Origin of the sequence: Tenacibaculum agarivorans (assembly GCF_001936575.1) — a bacterium.
Classification (GTDB): domain Bacteria; phylum Bacteroidota; class Bacteroidia; order Flavobacteriales; family Flavobacteriaceae; genus Polaribacter; species Polaribacter agarivorans.
In genome coordinates this window covers 167,776-187,951 of sequence record NZ_MSMP01000002.1, presented here as the reverse complement: position 1 = coordinate 187,951, position 20,176 = coordinate 167,776, and the positions used below count along the sequence as shown (strand labels likewise).

At 29.7% G+C, this 20,176-nt stretch carries 8 protein-coding genes; all 8 read right to left on the bottom strand.

Annotation, left to right across the window (positions count from 1 at the left end; genetic code table 11):
* Positions 1–78: 78 nt before the first annotated feature.
* The gene (locus BVC87_RS02420; protein ID WP_075340758.1) at positions 79–1,827 is read right to left on the bottom strand and encodes a helix-turn-helix domain-containing protein; all 1,749 of its coding nucleotides are present in this window, start codon (positions 1,825–1,827) and stop codon (positions 79–81) included.
* A gap of 96 nt (positions 1,828–1,923) precedes the next feature.
* Complete coding sequence (locus tag BVC87_RS02415) at positions 1,924–3,360, bottom strand: SLC13 family permease (RefSeq protein ID WP_075340757.1); 1,437 nt, start codon at positions 3,358–3,360, stop codon at positions 1,924–1,926.
* A 389-nt stretch (positions 3,361–3,749) separates the two neighbouring features.
* A complete protein-coding gene (locus BVC87_RS02410; RefSeq protein ID WP_075340756.1) occupies positions 3,750–4,889 on the bottom strand; it encodes a hypothetical protein in 1,140 nt (379 codons plus the stop codon).
* Positions 4,890–5,021: 132 nt separating this feature from the next.
* Positions 5,022–6,203, bottom strand: a complete 1,182-nt coding sequence (locus BVC87_RS02405) for a hypothetical protein (RefSeq protein ID WP_075340755.1) — start codon at positions 6,201–6,203, stop codon at positions 5,022–5,024.
* 190 nt (positions 6,204–6,393) lie between these two features.
* Positions 6,394–10,134 carry an RHS repeat domain-containing protein gene (locus BVC87_RS02400; RefSeq protein WP_075340754.1) on the bottom strand — a complete coding sequence of 1,247 codons (3,741 nt, stop codon included), beginning with the start codon at positions 10,132–10,134 and terminating at the stop codon, positions 6,394–6,396.
* Positions 10,135–10,169: 35 nt separating this feature from the next.
* Positions 10,170–16,058: a DUF6443 domain-containing protein gene (locus BVC87_RS02395; RefSeq protein ID WP_075340753.1), complete on the bottom strand. Its 5,889-nt coding sequence runs from the start codon at positions 16,056–16,058 to the stop codon at positions 10,170–10,172.
* Positions 16,059–16,085: 27 nt separating this feature from the next.
* A complete protein-coding gene (locus tag BVC87_RS02390; RefSeq protein WP_075340752.1) occupies positions 16,086–17,303 on the bottom strand; it encodes a hypothetical protein in 1,218 nt (405 codons plus the stop codon).
* 277 nt (positions 17,304–17,580) lie between these two features.
* Positions 17,581–20,172 carry a CHAT domain-containing protein gene (locus BVC87_RS02385; RefSeq protein WP_159439308.1) on the bottom strand — a complete coding sequence of 864 codons (2,592 nt, stop codon included), beginning with the start codon at positions 20,170–20,172 and terminating at the stop codon, positions 17,581–17,583.
* Positions 20,173–20,176 lie beyond the last annotated feature (4 nt).

The window sequence follows — 20,176 nt, the reverse complement described above, 5'->3', positions numbered from 1 at the left end:
ACTGTACTTGTAACCTGTATTTGATTTTACAATTTCATCAATTTTATAAAATTGATCTTTTTTACCTCCTATTATTCACTATATAGTAGAAAGTTCTTTCTGTGTTTGCTTTATAAAATAAGAATGAGAAATACCTGTTTGTTTTTTAAAAGCTGAAGCAAAAGTATTCACGCTTTTATATCCTAACTCTGTTGCAATTGCTTTAATGGTATACGATTTCATTTTCTTATCCTTTTTAAATGTCACTAAGAAATAGTTTATACGTAACGCATTAATGTATTCATTAAACGACTGTTGCTTATGGTCATTAATAATTTTTGAAAGATATGTGGTATTAGTATCTATTAATTTAGCGGTAGTATATAAACTACAATCTTGTGCTAAGAAAAAATTGGTTTCTTCTAAGTCTTTCAAATTTTTCAATAATGTACGGACTTTTTCATCAGTTACTAGTTCCTTCTTAGAAGGTTTATCATCAAACTCTTCTGGTTCAGTTTGAATATTTTCCTTTTGTTGTATTGTTAGTTCTTGAAATAGTTTTTTATTTTGTTGTTCTTTTTTAAAAAAATAAACAGACAATCCTAAAATTATCAAAGTAAAGAGGAATATAAGTGTAATATAGGTTGTTTTTTGCGTAGATAAATTTTGATTTTTCTCTTCTAACTCACTAATATCTTTATCATATAATCTATCTTTTGTTCTGATATCATCTAAATGAAAAGCATCTATAACTCTCCTGTAAGCTTCACCATATTTTATAATTAAATCTTTATTATTTATTTTTTTGGCAGCATTATATGCCATATCATACATTTCATTGATTTTTTCTATTTCTCCTTCTTTTTGTTGTTTCTCAATAATTATAAAACTCTCAGATAGATAGTCTAATGCCTTTTGATATTCTTGTTGTTGATAAAAAACTGTAGCTAAATGAAAATAGGAAGTATGTAGATTAGGATCAAAATTAGAAGTGGTAGATTGTAATTCTCTATTGGCTTCAAACAAATATTTTAATGCTTCATCATACATTTTTTTTCCTGTATAAGCTTCACCAATAGTCATATTAAAAATAGGCTGGTATACATTTAACTTATGATTTCTTGCCATTTTTTTTCCTTCTTTATAAGATTGAATAGCTAAATCATATTCTTTTAAATGAAAATAACAGACTCCTTTACCTAGTAGTAAGGAGATAAAATTAGCCCAATAATTATCAATATGCTTGTATTCATCTTTTTCTAATAAATCAATAATTTCATTGTAAGACACCAAAGCTTCTGTATAACGATGGGCTCTGGTTCTAATCATATTAATATTAGTTAGTAAGCCTATTTGTAATTTATTTGGATTTCTCTTTCGATGAATTTCATTGGCTTGAATAAAAAAATTTAAAGATTCATCGTAATTTCGCATTTTATAATAAATGTTTCCTAACTGATTTAAAGCGGAAATTTGTTGTCCTGAATTGTTATTATCGTTAGCTGTTTTTAACATTGACTTACTGTAATCAGCAGCAATGAGATAATCTCCATTCTCGTAGGCTATATCACTTAAATAATAGGATGCATACAACTGAATGTTCTCATTCTTTTCCAGCACACCTCTCTCTAAATATACTTCAAAATACGTTTTAGCTTTTTGTAAATCTTCAGTATATTTTTCTTTTAAAAAACTGTGTATTTTATCTAGATTTTTTTCGCTTTGAATAAATTCTTTTTCTTCTATTTTAATAATATCAGATTGAAATCCTAAACAACTATCTATACAAAATGAATACAGTAAAATGATTGAAAATACTTTGAGTATTTGCACAACTTTAATTGACATAACTATATAACGTATAGTTTCCTAAACTATATATAAGAAAATATACTAAATAACTTGATTGATTTAATTATCACAAATATACCTCAGATAAACTGGTTAAAAAACAATAGGAATTACATACTTAAAAAGCACTATTAATAACAATACAGCTAGACAATTTAAAATGAAACCTGTTTTCATCATATCTTTTACTTTAATATAACCACTAGCAAAAACAATAGCATTTGGTGGTGTAGCCATAGGTAACATAAAAGCACAACTACTTGCCATAGTTACTGGAATTAATATGTAAATAATAGGAATATTTAACCCTGTGGCTATACCAGCTACCACAGGAGCCAAAACAGCAACTAAAGCCACGTTACTCATTAACTCTGTCATAAACAACATTAGTACAATTAGTACACTAGCCGTAATAAAGACCCCTAAATTACTAGCTGCTATACCACTTGAAACTAAGCTTACTATACCGCTACTAGACATTCCTTTAGCTAAAGCTAAACCTCCTCCAAAGAGAATTAGAATTCCCCAAGAAAGTTGATTGGTATCTTTCCATTCTAATATAAACTCTCCTTTTTTATAATTAAATGGTATTGCAAAAATGGCAATTGCTGATAACATACTTATTAAGGTATCCGAAAGTTTTAAGTCTGGTAATACTTTATTAAGTAATGATCTAAAAATCCATAGTGTTACTGTTATTCCAAAAATGAATAGTACGTGTTTTTCTCTTTTACTAATTTTTCCTAGTTTTTTTAATTCCTCATCTATAATTGTGTGTGAAGTGGTAAACGTTAACTCTTTATTAGGATACATAATCTTTACTAATACTATATAGACAAATGCAATCATTATGATTGAAAAAGGCAAACCAATACTCATCCATTTTAAGAAAGAAATTTCTATTTGATATTCATTTTCTAGTAAACCTATAAGAACCGAATTAGGTGGCGTTCCAATTACCGTAGCAATACCTCCTGCATTAGCAGAAAAGGCAATACCTAACATTACTGCTAAGGCAAAATTTTGATCTTTTTGAGTAAAACCATCTTCATCATTAATCAATAATCGAATAACGGATAAAGCTATAGGTAACATTACTACTGTGCTTGCTGTGTTGCTAATCCACATACTCAATAATCCTGTAGCAATCATAAAACCTAAGATTACTCTATTGGGTGTTGTTCCTGTTAGCTTTACAATAGTTAACGCTATACGTTTGTGTAAATTAACTTTTTCTAAGGCTAAAGCTAAAACAAAACCACCAAAGAATAAAAAGATAATCGGACTTCCATAGTTAGCTCCTACTTCTTGTATTGGCATTACTTTTAATAACGGAAAAAGCAACAATGGTAATAGCGCTGTTACAGAAATTGATACTGCTTCAGTAATCCACCATATAATCATCCAAGTTGCTATACTAATTACCTCATCTGCTTTATTAGATATAATATCAAAAGGTAAACTAGTAATTATTAAAAATAATAATGGACCTAAGAAAAGGCCTATTTTTTTTGTTTTTGTGAATTTCATTTCAATCTTTTAGATGGAATTTGAAAGCGAACTTATCTATAATCCATTAAAAATAAAAATCATATTTCTATATTCTTAATATTGAATCAATTGAAATTAGTAGTCTTCCTTATTTTCCTCAATTACTATGAGTTTTTCAAAAAAATGATTTCAAAAGAAAACTACCTTTTTAAAAACTTTATTTTCCTGTTTTTTCTCAGGTAAACTCCTGAATAAATAATCAATAAATATTCAGAACTTTACACTAAGGGCAAATATTAAAACTACGTTTATTTATAACACACTACCTTATCTATTCCATATACTTAAAACATGGAAAAACAGATAGCCCTTTTTTGAGTATTTAGCTATTGGATCGGATTCTTTACTTAGTAGAGAGTTCGGTCTTTTTATTTAGTCACTGTAACCTTTTCTTCTTCTAATAATCCAAATTTTCTGGAAATAATGGTACTGAAATTGTAAAAATTTTGCGCTGTCATTCTTCGGTAACCTTCTTCTATACTTTGTATATTTTGAATATTATCTAAAGCATTTGTTTTCTGATTAAACTCAAAGCTTTCAGTACTCTCAGGAATATTCATTTCAAATGAAAAATTAATTGCTACACCTATAAGGTAAGATATAAACTCTTTTTCAGCCCCAAGAGTATTATTTTTAGAATGCACCCAAATAACCGGATGATCTTGATCTTTTATAAAAATTCGATCTTCCTGATTCTTTATTTGGTATTTGATCGAAATTTGCAAAGGACTTTTAGCATACTTATCGGAAGTTACTTTAATAAAATTATTTGAAAGTATATTTTCAAAACCAGCGTCTAAAGCATCTATAATAATATCTTCATATTTTCTAATATATCCTTGGCTATAGTTACTTGTTATATCAATAATATTTTCTGAAATTTTTCTTTTTTCTATAACTTGAAAGAATTCATCTAACTTACTTTGTACAGAAATATCATAATCTTGGAAGTTTTTCACATCTATATCACCTTGCAAGCTTAACACTATAGTTGATGCATTATGATCTCTCATATAACGTAAAAGACTTCTAAAGAAACTTACCGCATCTGCATCTAAATTTTCTTTATTCACCACTACTTCATCATAGCGTTTCATCTCTTCTTCCCAAATAGTTTCATTGATTTGTATTACTTCGTTTCTTTTTTCACTTTCAGGATATGCGTCTAAAAACTCTCGGACTACTTCTATATCATTAGTTACCTCTACCTCAATGAAACGTACTTCTTCTGTAAAGTATCCTTTAGGATATGCGTTATAATATCTATTACAAGCACTTTGAGTTCTTTTATTCTTTACACTCAAATATGAAAAATAATCACCAAAAAAAGCAAAATAAGCTATGATTAAAGCTAAGGCAGCAAAACCAATGTAATATGGTTTTTTGTTTATTCTTCCATCATAATGTACTCTATTCTGGCATTTAGGACAGGTAAATACTATGTTTTTATATTTTGGCACACGTACTCTGTGCTTACAACTGGGGCAATGAATAATTTCCTTTTCCATCTTATTGCATAAATTTTAACATTTACAGTCTGCTAAAATATTAAAAACGAAATACATATTTATTAAATATAAAAAACCACACCTTAAAGGTGTGGTTTTTTAGTATTATTTCTAATTCTTTTTATGCCTATATTATCTACTAGCTCTAACTGTTCTTGATCTTGATCTTGAACTTGTATTTCTTGTTGATCTATTATTCACACTTCTTTTACTCGTTCTTGTATTAGATCTTGATACTTTTGCTCTATTATTATTTCTACTTGTTTGAGCTCTTTTTGTTGTACTTACGGAACGACTTCTAGTATAACTTCTAGGTTTTTGTGTTGTTCTAGTCGTTCTATTATTAGTAGATGTTCTACTATATGATCTGTCTGCGATAGCTTTTCTATTTCTTCCACTATTAGTATATGTTCTATTACTCGAAACTCTACTATTTGATCTATCTCTTGAAACAGTTCTTGTATTTCTTGTTACAGTACGAGATCTAGTTACATTTCGATTGTTATTGTTTGCGACTCTAGATGATCTACTTCTGTTGATGCTACTATAGTTACGATCATTTCTCTTGTACATCGCTACTCTATTATCTCTAGACCTATATCTTACATTTCTAGCATTTGCTACTCTATATCCTCTGTTGTAACTTCTGATAGTACTATTAGGTCTATAATAACTACGATTTCTATATGGTCTACTATAATATCCGTTGTAATAATTGTTTCTATATACTGTATATGAACATCTGTAAGGAGAATAAAATCTTCTGTAAGGACGATCCCAAACAATACATCTATCTACAACTGGTACTGAAAAGTATCTATGATAAGGTCTATACACATAACGTCTATTAAAGCTATTGATATAACCAGAACAGTTCAGAAAATCTCCATAACCATTATAATGTACATATAACCCTCCTACTCTAGATACTCGTCCCCAACGATTATATCGAATAAAAACATCACCTGCTTGAACAATTCTACCATAATGATCGTAAAAAATCGGAGTATCTTCAATTTGCACTACTGCTCCATAGTCATCATATTGTACAAATGGATCATAATTATACCCAGAATTAAAACTTATATTCAAGCCTGGCGTGTTGATATTAACATTCACACCACATGATTGCTCATCTAGGTAAAAATCGAATTGTCCATCTGGATATACTGCGAATTCAACACCACCTTCTGTAAAGATGAATGATTTACCGTAGTTATAATAACGTGCGGTTGTATTTGTATTCGCTTCTGACGCGTTAGCTGAAAACGTTGCTAACAAAATTCCTGTAAGTAGTAAAACAAATTTTCTCATACTATTTGATTTTAAATGCATATCATTTTTTTGATATACACTTACAGTATACCAAGTAGCGTGCCAAAATTGTAAAACACTAGAATTCTGTGCTTAAAAACTCACCTCTTTTCTTTTACAATTCTATTAGAAATAAAGTATTTCGTATAAAAAACATAGCTCGAAAAATTTCCGAGCTATACTTTTTAATTTAATTTTTGAATTTATAATTATAATCCTCTATTACATTTCCTTCAAAATCTTTCACTGCTTTCAATCTATCAAAAATATCATATTCGAAATAAGTGGTATTTCCTCTAGGATCCGTGATACTGGTTAAACCTATAAGTGGATCCAGTGTATATGTTGTTATTAGCGCTTTTGGAAAATGACCTCTTAGTTTATTAAGAATATTTCTTAGAGCGTTTACATTAGAGTTATCGTTTAAAGCTGAAAGTTCAACGGAACTAAAAACAGCTATCATCTCATCATATTTTACGCCCTCAACTTTAGCTAAAGGGTATTCTTTATCAAATCCCCATAAAATTGATGTATAAATTCCTCCAGGACGATGATACTCTAATAAGTTATCATGATCATCGTATTTATCATAAATCATATTTTCATAATCTGGATTATTTCCTTTTGATACAATTTCTTTATGAGGTAAAACTTTAGTTCCCAAAGTGGATTCAATAGGAAAAATATTGTATTCCGTTGTTTTTTCTCCAAGAGTTACACCGTTATTTTTAGAAATAAGTTTAAGCGGTGTTTCGGTTATATTTTTATCCATTAATTCTTGGTTTGAAGCACTATAAGGCAAATCAAAAACATATTTTAACTCTTCTTCTTGAAGATCTCCTCTACTATTTCTAGTTTGTAATTTTGATACTTGAAGATTGGTAGTTTCATACTGATACTCTTGAGTGGATTCAACATTATCTACTTTGGTTGTTTTTGATTTTAAGATAACTTTTGTTTGTGGAAACATTTCTTTTACAGTAAAGAAATTTACTCCTAAAGATAATTCTCTATAATCAGGAGAACGATAATTAGTATAACTTCCATTCGTTTTCCAAAGATCATAATACTCTTGATTTCCATTTGCTGTAGAAGCCTCAAAAACATATGTAAATTGAAAGTTATTTGTGATTGCTTTAATTTTCCTTTCTGCATTTGGTAAAGACAAATCAAACTCAAATTCTTCTTTACGTACTACTTCTTGTGATTGATTAGATTCTTCTATTTTATATGTTAAACCATTAAATCGTCCTGTAGTTCCAAAATAACTTCTATCAGGAAACGGATAAATATCTTTTCCTTCAATTTCCATCAAACCAAAAGATAGTTTATACAAGGGCCAAGGATTTCCATGACTTGTTATGGATAAAATACCTGATTCTGCTACATAATTAGGTTCTATAGTTTGATACTCATCCGAATTTCCACCGCTCATTCGAACTAAAGTTCTATTATCTTCATAATGATTGAAAAATCGTTTTTCTCCCATTGAATTATTACTATTGGGGTCCATTATTCTTTCAGAAACCTCATTATATATAATTTCATTCCCTGAAATATCAAAATTAGATCCTAATGGATAATTGGACGTTTTAATCAATTTTTTTAGTAAATAATTTTGATTGGTCGTATAGAGTTGATCACTTTGACTACTTCCATAATCTATTCCTTTTTTAAGTAAACCTTTTGCTTTATTATAGGCTATTGTTAAACTATTATCATAATAAGTATAGTTCTTATTTTCTAGCTGTGCTCTATCTATTTCATTATCATACCCATGATTTGCGATATAGGCAAAACTAGGTCTGAACATAATATTTCCTGAAGATTTATCGCTTTGAGTTTTCAGGTTATATCCATATTGTTTTACAATTTTTGAGACCCCATCTTCATCATTATATGATAATTTCTTCACTCGAACACCAGGACCAACAACGTTTTTCTCTTTAGTATTCACATCATAATACATGTTGGGTTCATATTCAATATTTAAGGAACCAGAAGTTGGAAATGTGACTTGCTTTAACGTACCTAAGGTAGTTTCTGAGGCTATTGGAAATCGATCTGATCCTTCAAAAACAAAATAATCTGAATTTTCTGGACGATGATACATTATTTTATATCCTGCTGAATTCGAGTTAGCAACATAAAATTTAGGAAAAGAAGGATGCGCATCTTTACTATCTAATAAAGGATACCCCCAAATATCTTGAAACTGTGCTGTATTTTTTCTTTTTAATAATTCAGGCCTATCATAAGCAAAGGTATACGATCTTTCTTTTCTAGAATCTGTAAGAGAAGTTAAAAACATTCTATGTCCCTTATGATGAACGTCTCTAGAATATTTAAGAATATCTTTTTTAAGAATAAACTCTCTTACAAAATTTGAAGTAATTCTATCTAATATTTTTACTCTAGTTAGATTCGCATTAAAACTTGATTTAACATCTAATCTACTTGCATTAGATGATGATGAAGATTCATATTCAAATTCTATAATCGCTTTAGGTAGAACAACTCTTTTTAATTCATGTGTCACAACTCTTTTGTTTACATAAAAGTCTCCATTAGCTTCAGGATGCCATAGCGGCTCTAAGTTATAATTATACCCTTTATATTCTCCTAAATGACTTCTTGTTACCTCTACATCATGATTATAAGTTACTGGATAATATTCAAATAAAACTTCTAATTTGTTAGGTAATACTATTTTACTAATCTTCCAAGAAGTAGTTAATGAAGATTCCATTCCCCATTGCATAGCTTTGGTTCCTGATTCAGGGTAATTCCATATGGGTAAAAAATAATCGTTATCAATATGTGTGTTCAAATATTCATTATCCACATACGTAATTTTATCAAAAACATATTGTACTCCCTTTTTGTCGGTAATTATAAACCCTGAAATTCCTTCTTTTAAATGGTAGTTTACAGATTTGCTTTGAGGATTACCATTTGCATCAAAAGTAATTTCTCTGCTTCTGTAAGGATTAGGTTTGTTAGTATCATACCAGCGGTGAAATAAAGGGATATTATCTACCTTAAATTCTATTTTATATCCTTTATCATCAAGAGGTATAGCTTTATACACATGCCAACCATTATAAGGTTTTCCACCTCCACCTGGATAATCATCAACATTACTTCCATCATGCATTTCTTTTTCCTGTAGCATAAATGAAAAATCTATATTACCCAACCTTACCTTAAAAATATCACGCTGCATATCATTTTCAGATCTACCCGAATAGTACTTAAACTCTTCCATAGTATCCTTTATGTTGGATGTTTTCATGCGCCTATTTCTAGGGAAATGATACATATAATATGTAGCTTTATTATTTCGTAAAGACCCAAAGAAACCTACATGACCAATACCAGAAAACATCTGTGTATCTTTATCATACTTGTGATTATCAAAAAGTCCTGCTCCATTTGGTCCTCTGTTAGTAGCTACATAACCTCTTGAATTAGGAAACCTATATTCTCTACCTGTAAAGGCATTATTAAAAGATTGCCTAGAGCCTTCATTAGCACTAGATGTTAAATCATCTGGCATACCTTTTACAATTCGCCTTACTTCTCCTCCAGCTACTAAATCCCAATCTATACCTACAGTAGATAATTGTTCCGACATTTTAACTCCTGATGTAGAATAATTAATACCAAAAGGCAATTGAATATGTTCATCTGAATAGGTATAAAACGGAACAGTTAATTCAAATTTTCCATTTGTTTTATTAACAGAACCTTCTCCTGTATAATCAATAAAGTCATACGATTGTGGTGCTTTTTCAAACTTTCGAGTTTTGTCTTTTTCAAATAATTTGAAAGGTTCATCATATCCATATTCTCGCTCTTGTGAAAAAGAATTATAACATATGAATAGCGCACAAATCAAAAATAAATGGTGTTCTTTTTTAAGCTTCATATTGTTGAATTATAATTAATTGCTTTAAAATTTTATTATTTAGTAAAACTAAAATTGGTTATCGTGTTTCCTTTTCTAGCTTCAAAATTTATATTTCCTTGACGTACACCAATTCTATTAGGTGATATTCCTCTAGCTATTAGAAAGCTTTTGATTGCTTCACTCCTATCTATATTAATCCCTGGCATTGACTTTGCTAAATCTGGATGATCAAATTGTCTGCCCTTAAAGAATGAATCTCTCGAGATCATTAAAGTGACATTAGGATCTGCTATTAAAGTATTTAATACTGTATTTAGAAATTGTTGAGTAGTAGGATCATTTCCAACTCTAAAATTACCTCTTCCTGGCTGTCCAAGTATATCTATCCTAGATACTGGAATATTTACCGGAGTTTCTCCTACTTCTATTATAGGATCTTTTCGTTTGGCTTCCATTAATTCTGGTAAAGGTAAAGTCGGTAGAATCATCGGATCTGGCGTAGGTACTTTAGCCCCTCCAAATAAAGCATTTAATTCTGAATTTGAAATTGACTTTGATTCTTCTTTTTTTATTGGATCTGGTTTCGAATCAGATGGTTTTTGAGGAGTTTTTTTTCTTACAGGCATACCTGTTGATCTTGAAAAATTTTCTGAACTTCGTCCTTTAATTCTATCTCCTGATGTTATTCTTTTAGATTTATTAACAAATAAACCACCTATTGACCTTAAAAATCTTCCTATCCAAGTAGTGCCTGGTTTTGGTTTTTTTCCTCCTCCAAAACCATAGATATCTACAAGTTTTACCGGATTATTGTCTGCTAATACATAAGGGGTTTGATTTTTCATGAAATCAGCCATAGGGTCTATAACCATAAATCTAGCTATAGTAGGATCGTAATTTCTAGCTCCTAAATCTAGCCACTCTAATCCTAATTCATTATGCTCTTCTTTACCATTAAACCCGTAGTTGTGGCTTATACCATTTACAGCTGCATTGTATCCTTTATGCTGTAATCCAAAGGGATAGTAATTCTTTTCTTCAAGTATTTCATTTTGTGTAACATTACCATCTTCATTAGTATCTTTATATGAAAGCCTTATATTTCCCAAGTGATCTTTATATTGATATACATATTCAAAACCTTCAGAAAAATCAATCTCATTTTTAGGTATTATGTATCCTTGTGAATGATTTATGAAAGTTAAGAAAGTACCTACCCTTGGTTTTTCTTCATAAACATACTTACCTGCATAAAAAGTTTTTCCTCTATTAATATCTAATTGTTTACTTAATTTATTCCCCATAGCATCATACACATAAGAAATAAAAGATCCATTAGCTTTAACTACTGTAGGTAAGTTTAAATGATTATAACTAATACCTTCAATTCCTTTGTTTTTATCAATAGTCATGTTACCATTAGCATCATACTCATAATCATCATCAGTGTTACTACCATCTTTAAACCCTGATTTTTTTCCTGCAGTATCAGTCACCTTTAACAATTTATTACCAGTATCATACTCATAGTTCAACCAATCCATCCAGTCATAATCTCTTTCTCTATAAGGCTCATCGAGTTCCATGTACCCTATCCGTATTAAACTTTTTATATTTCCATTTTTATCATAGTCTACTTGTCTTACATCAAAATTTCCTTCATTACTCTTCGCAGTTGTAATACGATTCAATGCATCATAGCTATACTTATAATTACGAAGTTGATTATCATTAGCTGTTTTCCAATGTGTTTCACTAATATTTCCGTTGAATAACGGTTTAGCTGAATTGATCTCGGTTTGATCATAATTAATTTTAAATGCAAATAAATCATCTCCCAGATTATCTACATCATTAATTTCTTTTAACCAACCTCTAACATTGTATTTATAATTAACATCTTGCAGTCCTCCTCCAACAGTTTTCGTTGTCAACTGCCCTATTTCATCATACGAATTATTTACAATTTGTTCTACATTTTCATTTGTAAGTATTCCATTTTTAGCAACTCCACTAAATGTTTTATTCGTTGCCCCTAAAAAAGTAAAACCTGGTGATAATAGAATATTTGAAGCTTCAATATTTTGAGTACTAGTGATCTCTTTATTGAACTCTACTTTAGATGCTATACTAACATCTCCACAATTGTCAACTAAACTATCATCTCCTATACATTGATTTTGTGATAGCAAACGATTCATATGATCGTATGTAAACGTGTCTACCGTTACAATTTCAGATTGACTTCCTTTTTGGTGCTTACTTCTAACTTTTAACGCATTTCCAGTAAAGTCAAGTTTTGTTTTTACAATATCAGTAGTATTCAAATATTCATTGGTACTGTGTACATAAATACTTCTTCCTTTTTGATCGTAATAGTTTACGGTAGTTGTCCAATCGTCTCCACCTAATACTCGAACTTTTGAACCAGTAAGTAATCCTGTTACGTTAGTGGTTATTGATTGATCATATACACTTTCTGGTGCTGAAACATTATGATCAAAATTATAATCATCATAATAGTTTACGGTATATACTCGAAGTATTCCTCTAAAAGGATAAGAGTTGTTGGTATAATATATTTCAGCTTTACCTAAAGTGTTTACAGCATCTATTTTAGTCTCGTAAATTGGTCCAGTTGATGCATTTGCTCTATTTTGAACAACTTTTCGAATACTTCCATCAGATACAAAACCTGTATAGGCTACTCTGCCAAAAACATCATATTTAGTTAGCAACCATTGCTGTTTACTCTTAAGATTACTATCTTGAGTTAAAATTGGTAGATCTAACTTATTATACACAATATATTCCCAACCTTTACCAGGAATCTTCTTTTCAATAATTCGATTACGTACATCATACCTATATTGATAACATAACTCATTAAGTTCATTATCTGAAATTCCATCAGAAACATCAACTTTTGGAGGAATTACATACGTCAAATTATCATAATCATCATAAACATAATATGTTTCGTGAGGTATATTGTTACTGTAGGTACGTTTTAAAACAACTTGCCCCTTTTTATTTGTAAACTCCTCGGTAGTATAATCTTTTTCATTGGTTTGATTAGGTGACCAATTTTCATCTTTTACTATTCTTTTATAAATCTCATTTGGTTTATAATATTCGCCAGATTCTAATTGAGGGATTTCCGTATTATTAAATGCAAAAGTTACCCTATATAATCTAACATCATCTCCAACTGTACTAGCTTCTGATACAGAATTAGAAGTATATTCATACTTCATTGTACGATCGTTATCATTTTGTCGATTTACTAACCAAGAAGTCCCTGGAAAACCTGATTTTAAAGATCTACTTAAAGGAGAATTTTCTAGAACTGTTTCTGTATATGGATTTTCACAACCACTACAATTGGCTTGAAAATCCTCTTGGTATTTATTTTTATGATATTGTTTGTTTAATAACTCTACATTTTCAGATATAATAACTCCAGGATTTGAGTTATTTACTGAAAAAGAAAGATACTGTTTTGATTGACGTCCAAATTCATCGTATACTATTGGAGTTACGATATCTTCTTTTTGTCCACCCGCATTAATCGCAATCATTTGTTTCTTTCTCCCTAAATCATCATAATAATCAACACTTCTAATTGTTTTATTTTCATTATCAGAAGTTGGATTTTGTACTACTTCTTCTAATTCCTCCGAATTTAAAGGCACTCTTGGCCTAATCGTGTAAACAAAATTTTCATCAACATCTAATCTAGGTATATCATTACATATTGTTTCTACAGGACCAACAATCGTAGTATTTTCATCTAATGTTTCATCTGCATCTTGTTGTGCTGTGTTTGATGCTGACTCCACCTTATAATATGCATCGTTTATTTTATATATTTTATCTACCTTTAAAGGTTCTTGTAACCAGATATTAGCTTTAAAATCCCAATCGCTAGAAGGTTTACATCCTTTTACAGCTTCACCGGTTGTTTTTCCTAGGTATTTTAATCTATGGTATTTATATGACGAAAAATCACATGGATTTATCGGTGTACCTACAGCATTTTCCTCTAAATTTTCATCTGCATCTTGATTTTGAGCATCTGAAGCTGTAATTACTTTGTAGTACTTTGTTATATTGTTTATGGTAATCGGATACGTTACGTTTACTGGTAATTTATTTTCTAATAAAATATTGACCTTTAGATTCCACACTTGTGTATTATCATTACAATAACGTCCTGTTTCTTCTGGTGTATTTCCTAGCAATCGTAACCTATGGTACTTATAACTCCTAATACTACAAATATCTATTGCATTGCCTATTGCATTTCCATACATATTTTCATCTGCATCTTGACTTGGAGTATCAGATGCAGTAACTACCTTATAATATTTTGTAACATTATTTAAAGTAATAGGATAAGTTGTTCCTACTGGTAGTATATTTTCTAATAAGATATTAGCTTTTAGATCCCATACTTGCGCATTATCGTTACAATATTTAGGAAGTTCATTTAATGAAGTTCCTAAAAGTCGTAATCTATGATATTTATACGTTGCTAGACTACATATATCAATGGCATTACCAATAGCACTTGCATTAATATTGGTATTAGTATCTGAATTGGCATTAGTTGAAGTACTAATGACTTTATAATATTTTGTTTTGTTATCAATAGTAACAGGATATGTGTTTCCTACTGTTAATGGCGTTGCTATCAAGATATTTACACTTACATCCCAATTTGTAGATGCATCATTACAAAAACGACCTAAGAATTCTGTGGTATCATCCAGTAACTTTAACTTATGATTTTTATATACAGGTAATGCACAAAGATCAATAGAAGTACCAACAGCACTACTATTTATATTTTCATCGGCATCTTGACTTTGACTATTAGAAACCGTTATCACTTTATAATACTTTGTTCCGCCCCCAACTGTAATAGGATAGGTTTTCCCGACTGTTAAAGTATTTCTTGTTAGAATATTTACTTTAAAATCCCAATCTTGAGAAGTATCAGCACAATAGTTTGCTGCAATAACTGTGGTATTACCAACAAATTTCATTCGGTGGTATTTATAAGAAGGATAATCACAAGGGTTAATAGACGCACCGATAGCAGTCCCATTAATATTTTCATCTGCATCTTGACTTTGATTTCCTGAGGCAGTTATGACCTTATAGTATTTTGTTTGATTATTGATTGTAATAGGATAAGTTTTACCTATTGGCAATAGATCTTTAAGTAATAGATTTGCTTTTAAATCGTAGTTTGTAGCATTATCATAACAATAGCGTCCAGTTTCTTGAGGCGAATTCCCTACAAACTTTAAACGATGATATTTATACGATGGTAAACTACAAGGATCTATAACACTACCAACCGCATTGATATTTATATTTTCATCTGCATCTTGATTTTGATTATTGGATGTAGTAATAACTTTATAATATTTAATTTGACTACCTATAGTAATAGGATAAATATTCCCCACAGGTAAGCGATCATTGGTAAAAATATTGACTTTAAAATCATAATCTTGTGAGGTATTTTGACAGTATCTTGCGACATCTATAGTTGAAGTACCAACAAATTTCATTCGATGATACTTATAATTTGGTCCTGGATTACAAACATTTGATAATTCAATTTGTGCTCCTGGTCCTACGGTTTCGTCAGCATCATTAGTAGAAGTTTGTGCAGCAGATTTAATAAAATAATAACCTAAATCTCCACTAACTTCCATAAAATAAATTTCACCTTCAGTTAGCGGTCTATTCCCCCAAATATTAAATTTATTGCCTCGTTTACTACCATTATAATTACAATAATTTTTGGCTTGTGCTTCTGTTGCACCAGCATAGATTGCTCTATGATAATAATACTGTTGGGCAAAGGATTCAAAAAACACTCCTAATACAATTAGGAGTAATAGTCTCGTTTTTAAGTTTTGCATTTTAAGATTTTTGGATTGATCTTCTTTTTACTTTTTCAACAATAAAGTCTCTAGTCTAACTAATCTAGCTTCAAGGTCTTTGTTTTTACTTTCAAGCTTATTTTTAGTCAAGATCATTTTTGAAATTGACGCTTTTTGTTTCTTTAATTGCTTTTCTTGCTCAATTGTATATAAAGTCAATTCTTCAATTTTTTCTAATAACTTCATGTTCATAACTCCTAAATCTACTCCTTCTGTTTCCATAATTTTAGCCGATGGAATATTAGGCAAGTGTCCTTCTTTTTTGATATAAGCCTCTACTTCATCAATAGATTTTAAATCATAATCATGTAAAAACACATAATCAGGTGCAGGTACACTTAAATCTATTTTCACTTCTTCTGCATGTACTCTTCCTTTTACGGTTAGTTTTGCATCTGGATTATTAGTACCAATTCCTACTAGTCCTCCAGATCTAATAACCATCCAATCTTTTTTGATGCTATCTGTTGATGAATATCCTCTAAAAACAAATCCTCCATCAGTATTACCATTAGTAGCATTTACATCTTGCATTTCAAAAATGATCCCATCTCTGTATTCTCCAAAATAATTTATATCACCAAAAAGTTTAAAACCTTCCCCTATATTCATATAAAAATCACCATTAACATGTAGTTTTGATTTTGGATCATTAGTACCAATTCCAACACTACCATTTATATCATCTATACGTAATCTTTCTGCTCCTTTGGTTTTAAAAATTAGATCGTTATTATATGATGAAAATGCATTGGTTGTTGAGTATACATCTTTATTGAAAATTATTTTAGGTCGATCTGTGTATATATGCGCCCAAGAAGTATTTTGAGCACCAACATCTATATAACCATGTTCAGTTTTTACTTTTAATGCTCCTCCTGGTGCATTACCTCTAATATTTCCATTTATGTGTAATCTTTCTGCAGGATTTGAAGTTCCTATTCCTACATTACCTCCTTGTGTATTTAAAAATGTATTGGTTTTACTATAATGATTGATATATGTATTTCTTCCATCTTTAGAATCTAAATGTAAATTCCCATTCGTACTTACAACAGAAGCTTTTGTTGTTTCTCTACCATTTCCTCCTACTTTTAAATATTCTCCCCAAGTTGAATTAGGTCCGTAATAATGAAATCCATTCCCTTTAACAGGTATTGACTGTGCATTTGTAGTAAAAGTAAGCCCCCAAACTATAGTAGAAATTAAAATGCTTTTTTTCATTGTTTTTAGTGTTTAAATAGCTGTTCTGATTTTATGTATTAAAATTTTATAATTATTTGCATTTTAAATAGTCATTTATATTCCCCGAAATGACCAATTCAAATTATGCTTAATACGTATTAAAGAGTTTTAAAATCTTCTAAACAAGACTGTGTTTATTCACAATTTTTATAAAAATGGAATACTTTAAAACTTACATACAAAAACACGTTCCTGTATGGTTGAAATTGTTACTAAAACAAAAAGTTTTTTTTATGAAGTAATTATTTAGATGGGCTTAAGACCTAGAAAACTTTTTTCGAAAAAGAAAAATTAGCAGTATTAAAACTAAAAGTAGTACCGCAATTTTAAGATAAACTCCATAATGGGTTTGAGGTACAATAGTGGAAGTATTACCGATTACAATTAATGACGCCCAATAATAAGGTGAGGCTTCGGCATCTGAGTTATTTTGTAGATAGTTCAATTTTGCATTTCGCAATGCTTCTGATTTTGTTTGTCCTTGACTTAAGTAATGATAAAAATCTGAAGTGATTGTTGTGGTAGCTTTATCATTCACTTCCCATAATGATGGAATTACTGACTTTGTCCCAGATGTAAAAAAACCTCTTGCTAAACTCATAACACCTTCTCCCTTGCTAATTTTTCCTAATGATGTATTACAAGCACTTAAAAGCACCACTTCTGCATTTGTTTTTATAGTATCAAATTCAGTAAAATTTAATTTAGTATCCCTAAAAGCAATCCATGGATTGATAGTATCTGATGCATTAGCATGGGTAGCTAAATGTAAAATTTTATAGTTTTTAGCATCTCTTATAAAACTACCTAAGTTTGCTTTTTCTCCTACTAATATAGTACCTGAATAAATTTTATTTCCTTTCGTAATTTCCTTTTCACTATTTTTCAAACTGATTAGATTTTTAGGGAAATCAACCGGGGCTACTCCCAAAAAATCATAAGAGGCATTATTAATTTTTTCAGTGTTTTCTTTTTTAAAAGTTAATGAATAATCGTAACTAATTTCATTCGTTTCAATAAGGTAACTTTGCGTATTAGCTATAGGTACTAAAGATTCAAATGGAATAAAATTAATAATATGATCTCCTAAAATAGTGATATGTCTATTTTTTAATTGAGACTGTATATCTTTCGGAATTAAGGTATTATAAATTTCATTAGCTAACTTGAAATACTCTTGTTTATCAGACTCTTTTTCAAAAGGTTTATCTAAATATCTCCTCAATTTTTTAACCGCTGAAATTAATGTTTCAGTTTGTACTACTTTAAATAGTTTTTGATTTGAATTTGATAACAAGAAGCCATAGGCATAAGGGACTTCCCCTGCTAGTCGTTCTGCCATGATATAATTTAAAACAATATCATTTTCATCTAGCACAACATCTTTTAACTCAACAATTTTAGTGAGCTCCGGATGTAAAAAATAACTATTTTGATTAGCAATAGTAGAATCTTTCTTAATGTTTAATTTTTCTTTTCTTAAATCACTTAAAAGTAACATTGCTTTATTTTTCTCAATGAAATAAAAAGCATCTTCTGTTGCATTTACTTTATAACATGCTTCTAAAGCTAAAATGTAAATTTCTGAAGCTAAATCTCTTAACAATAATTTTGAATTATAAGATAAATCTTCTTTCAACATTACATTAACTAATTGATCACTTTGCTTTGCTTTAGTAATGATCAGGTTTGCAACCTCATCTGTATGCTGTTCAACCAACATTCGATCCCAGTTCTCCATTTGACTTCTAAACAACTCTAGTAAAAGCTCTTTATCTTCAACCTTCTTCAATTGTGCTATGGTAATTTTTCTAGGTTCTTTTGTTATCGTTTCATTTAAAAATAATGAAAGTGAGGTTAGAAAATACTGCTGGGCTATGTTAAACTCTTTTCTTAATGAAGCATTTTCAGCTATACCTAAATAGGTTCTAGCTTTTAAGACATCTTTTTCAGACTGATTTTTTAACGATTTTAAGTAATAGTTCTTTGATTTTTCCAAATCAATTTTCTTGTATGTCACTCCAAGATTGAAATAAACTTCTTTTAATTGTTCAGAATCATTCGCTTTTTCTGCTAATTGTATGGCTTTGTCAAAATAGTGTAATGATTTCTCAAAGTCATCATTTTGTGAATACTGTGCTGCTATATTATTGTAAATATCATATTGTATTTTTTCTTCTTGATTTTCGAGTCTACTATATATTGAATCTACTTGTAAAAAATGAAATAATGCTTTTTCTCCAGAAGCTTGACTTCGAATATTCTTATTTGCCACTCCAGCATTACGATGTACTCTTCGCTTGAATTCACTTTCTTCTTTATCAATAAAATGAAGTGCTTTCTCATAATGTGATGCTGCAGCATAAAAGTCAGATTTTGAATCAAAACCTTCACCCAGTTTAGTATAACAATATGCAATGTATTTTCTTGATTTTTTATCAAAATTCCTACAATCTTTAAATTCTAATGCTTTTTTATAACCTTTAATAGCAGCCGTGTAATCTTTTTTAAATTTATTGTAGAAACCAACATTATAATAGCTTGTCTTTAAAGCACAAGAGTCCAGAGGAATTGATTTCTCCTTGGCTTCCGCTCCTAAAGCATTATAAAAAATGGCAGCGTCTATACTATCCTTATAGATTTTTTTGGCTAATTCATGAGCATCATCTCCTAGTTGCCTATAATTTTTTTCTTTTTTATGTTGATCAAATAGATGATTATACAATGTAAGTTTCTCAATATCTTTTTGAGGCAATGCTCTTATCGAATCATAAGTTTTAGAAACTTCTTGTGCTATACCTTGATATATTAATGTAAAAAAGACCAAGATGGAAAATAGTATTTTCATCTTG

Coding starts and splice junctions, on each gene's coding strand:
- BVC87_RS02410 (WP_075340756.1), bottom strand. CDS start 4,889: ATGGAAAAGGAAATTATTCATTGCCCCAGTTGTAAGCACAGAGTACGT.
- BVC87_RS02395 (WP_075340753.1), bottom strand. CDS start 16,058: ATGCAAAACTTAAAAACGAGACTATTACTCCTAATTGTATTAGGAGTG.
- BVC87_RS02415 (WP_075340757.1), bottom strand. CDS start 3,360: ATGAAATTCACAAAAACAAAAAAAATAGGCCTTTTCTTAGGTCCATTA.
- BVC87_RS02420 (WP_075340758.1), bottom strand. CDS start 1,827: ATGTCAATTAAAGTTGTGCAAATACTCAAAGTATTTTCAATCATTTTA.
- BVC87_RS02400 (WP_075340754.1), bottom strand. CDS start 10,134: ATGAAGCTTAAAAAAGAACACCATTTATTTTTGATTTGTGCGCTATTC.
- BVC87_RS02405 (WP_075340755.1), bottom strand. CDS start 6,203: ATGAGAAAATTTGTTTTACTACTTACAGGAATTTTGTTAGCAACGTTT.
- BVC87_RS02385 (WP_159439308.1), bottom strand. CDS start 20,172: ATGAAAATACTATTTTCCATCTTGGTCTTTTTTACATTAATATATCAA.
- BVC87_RS02390 (WP_075340752.1), bottom strand. CDS start 17,303: ATGAAAAAAAGCATTTTAATTTCTACTATAGTTTGGGGGCTTACTTTT.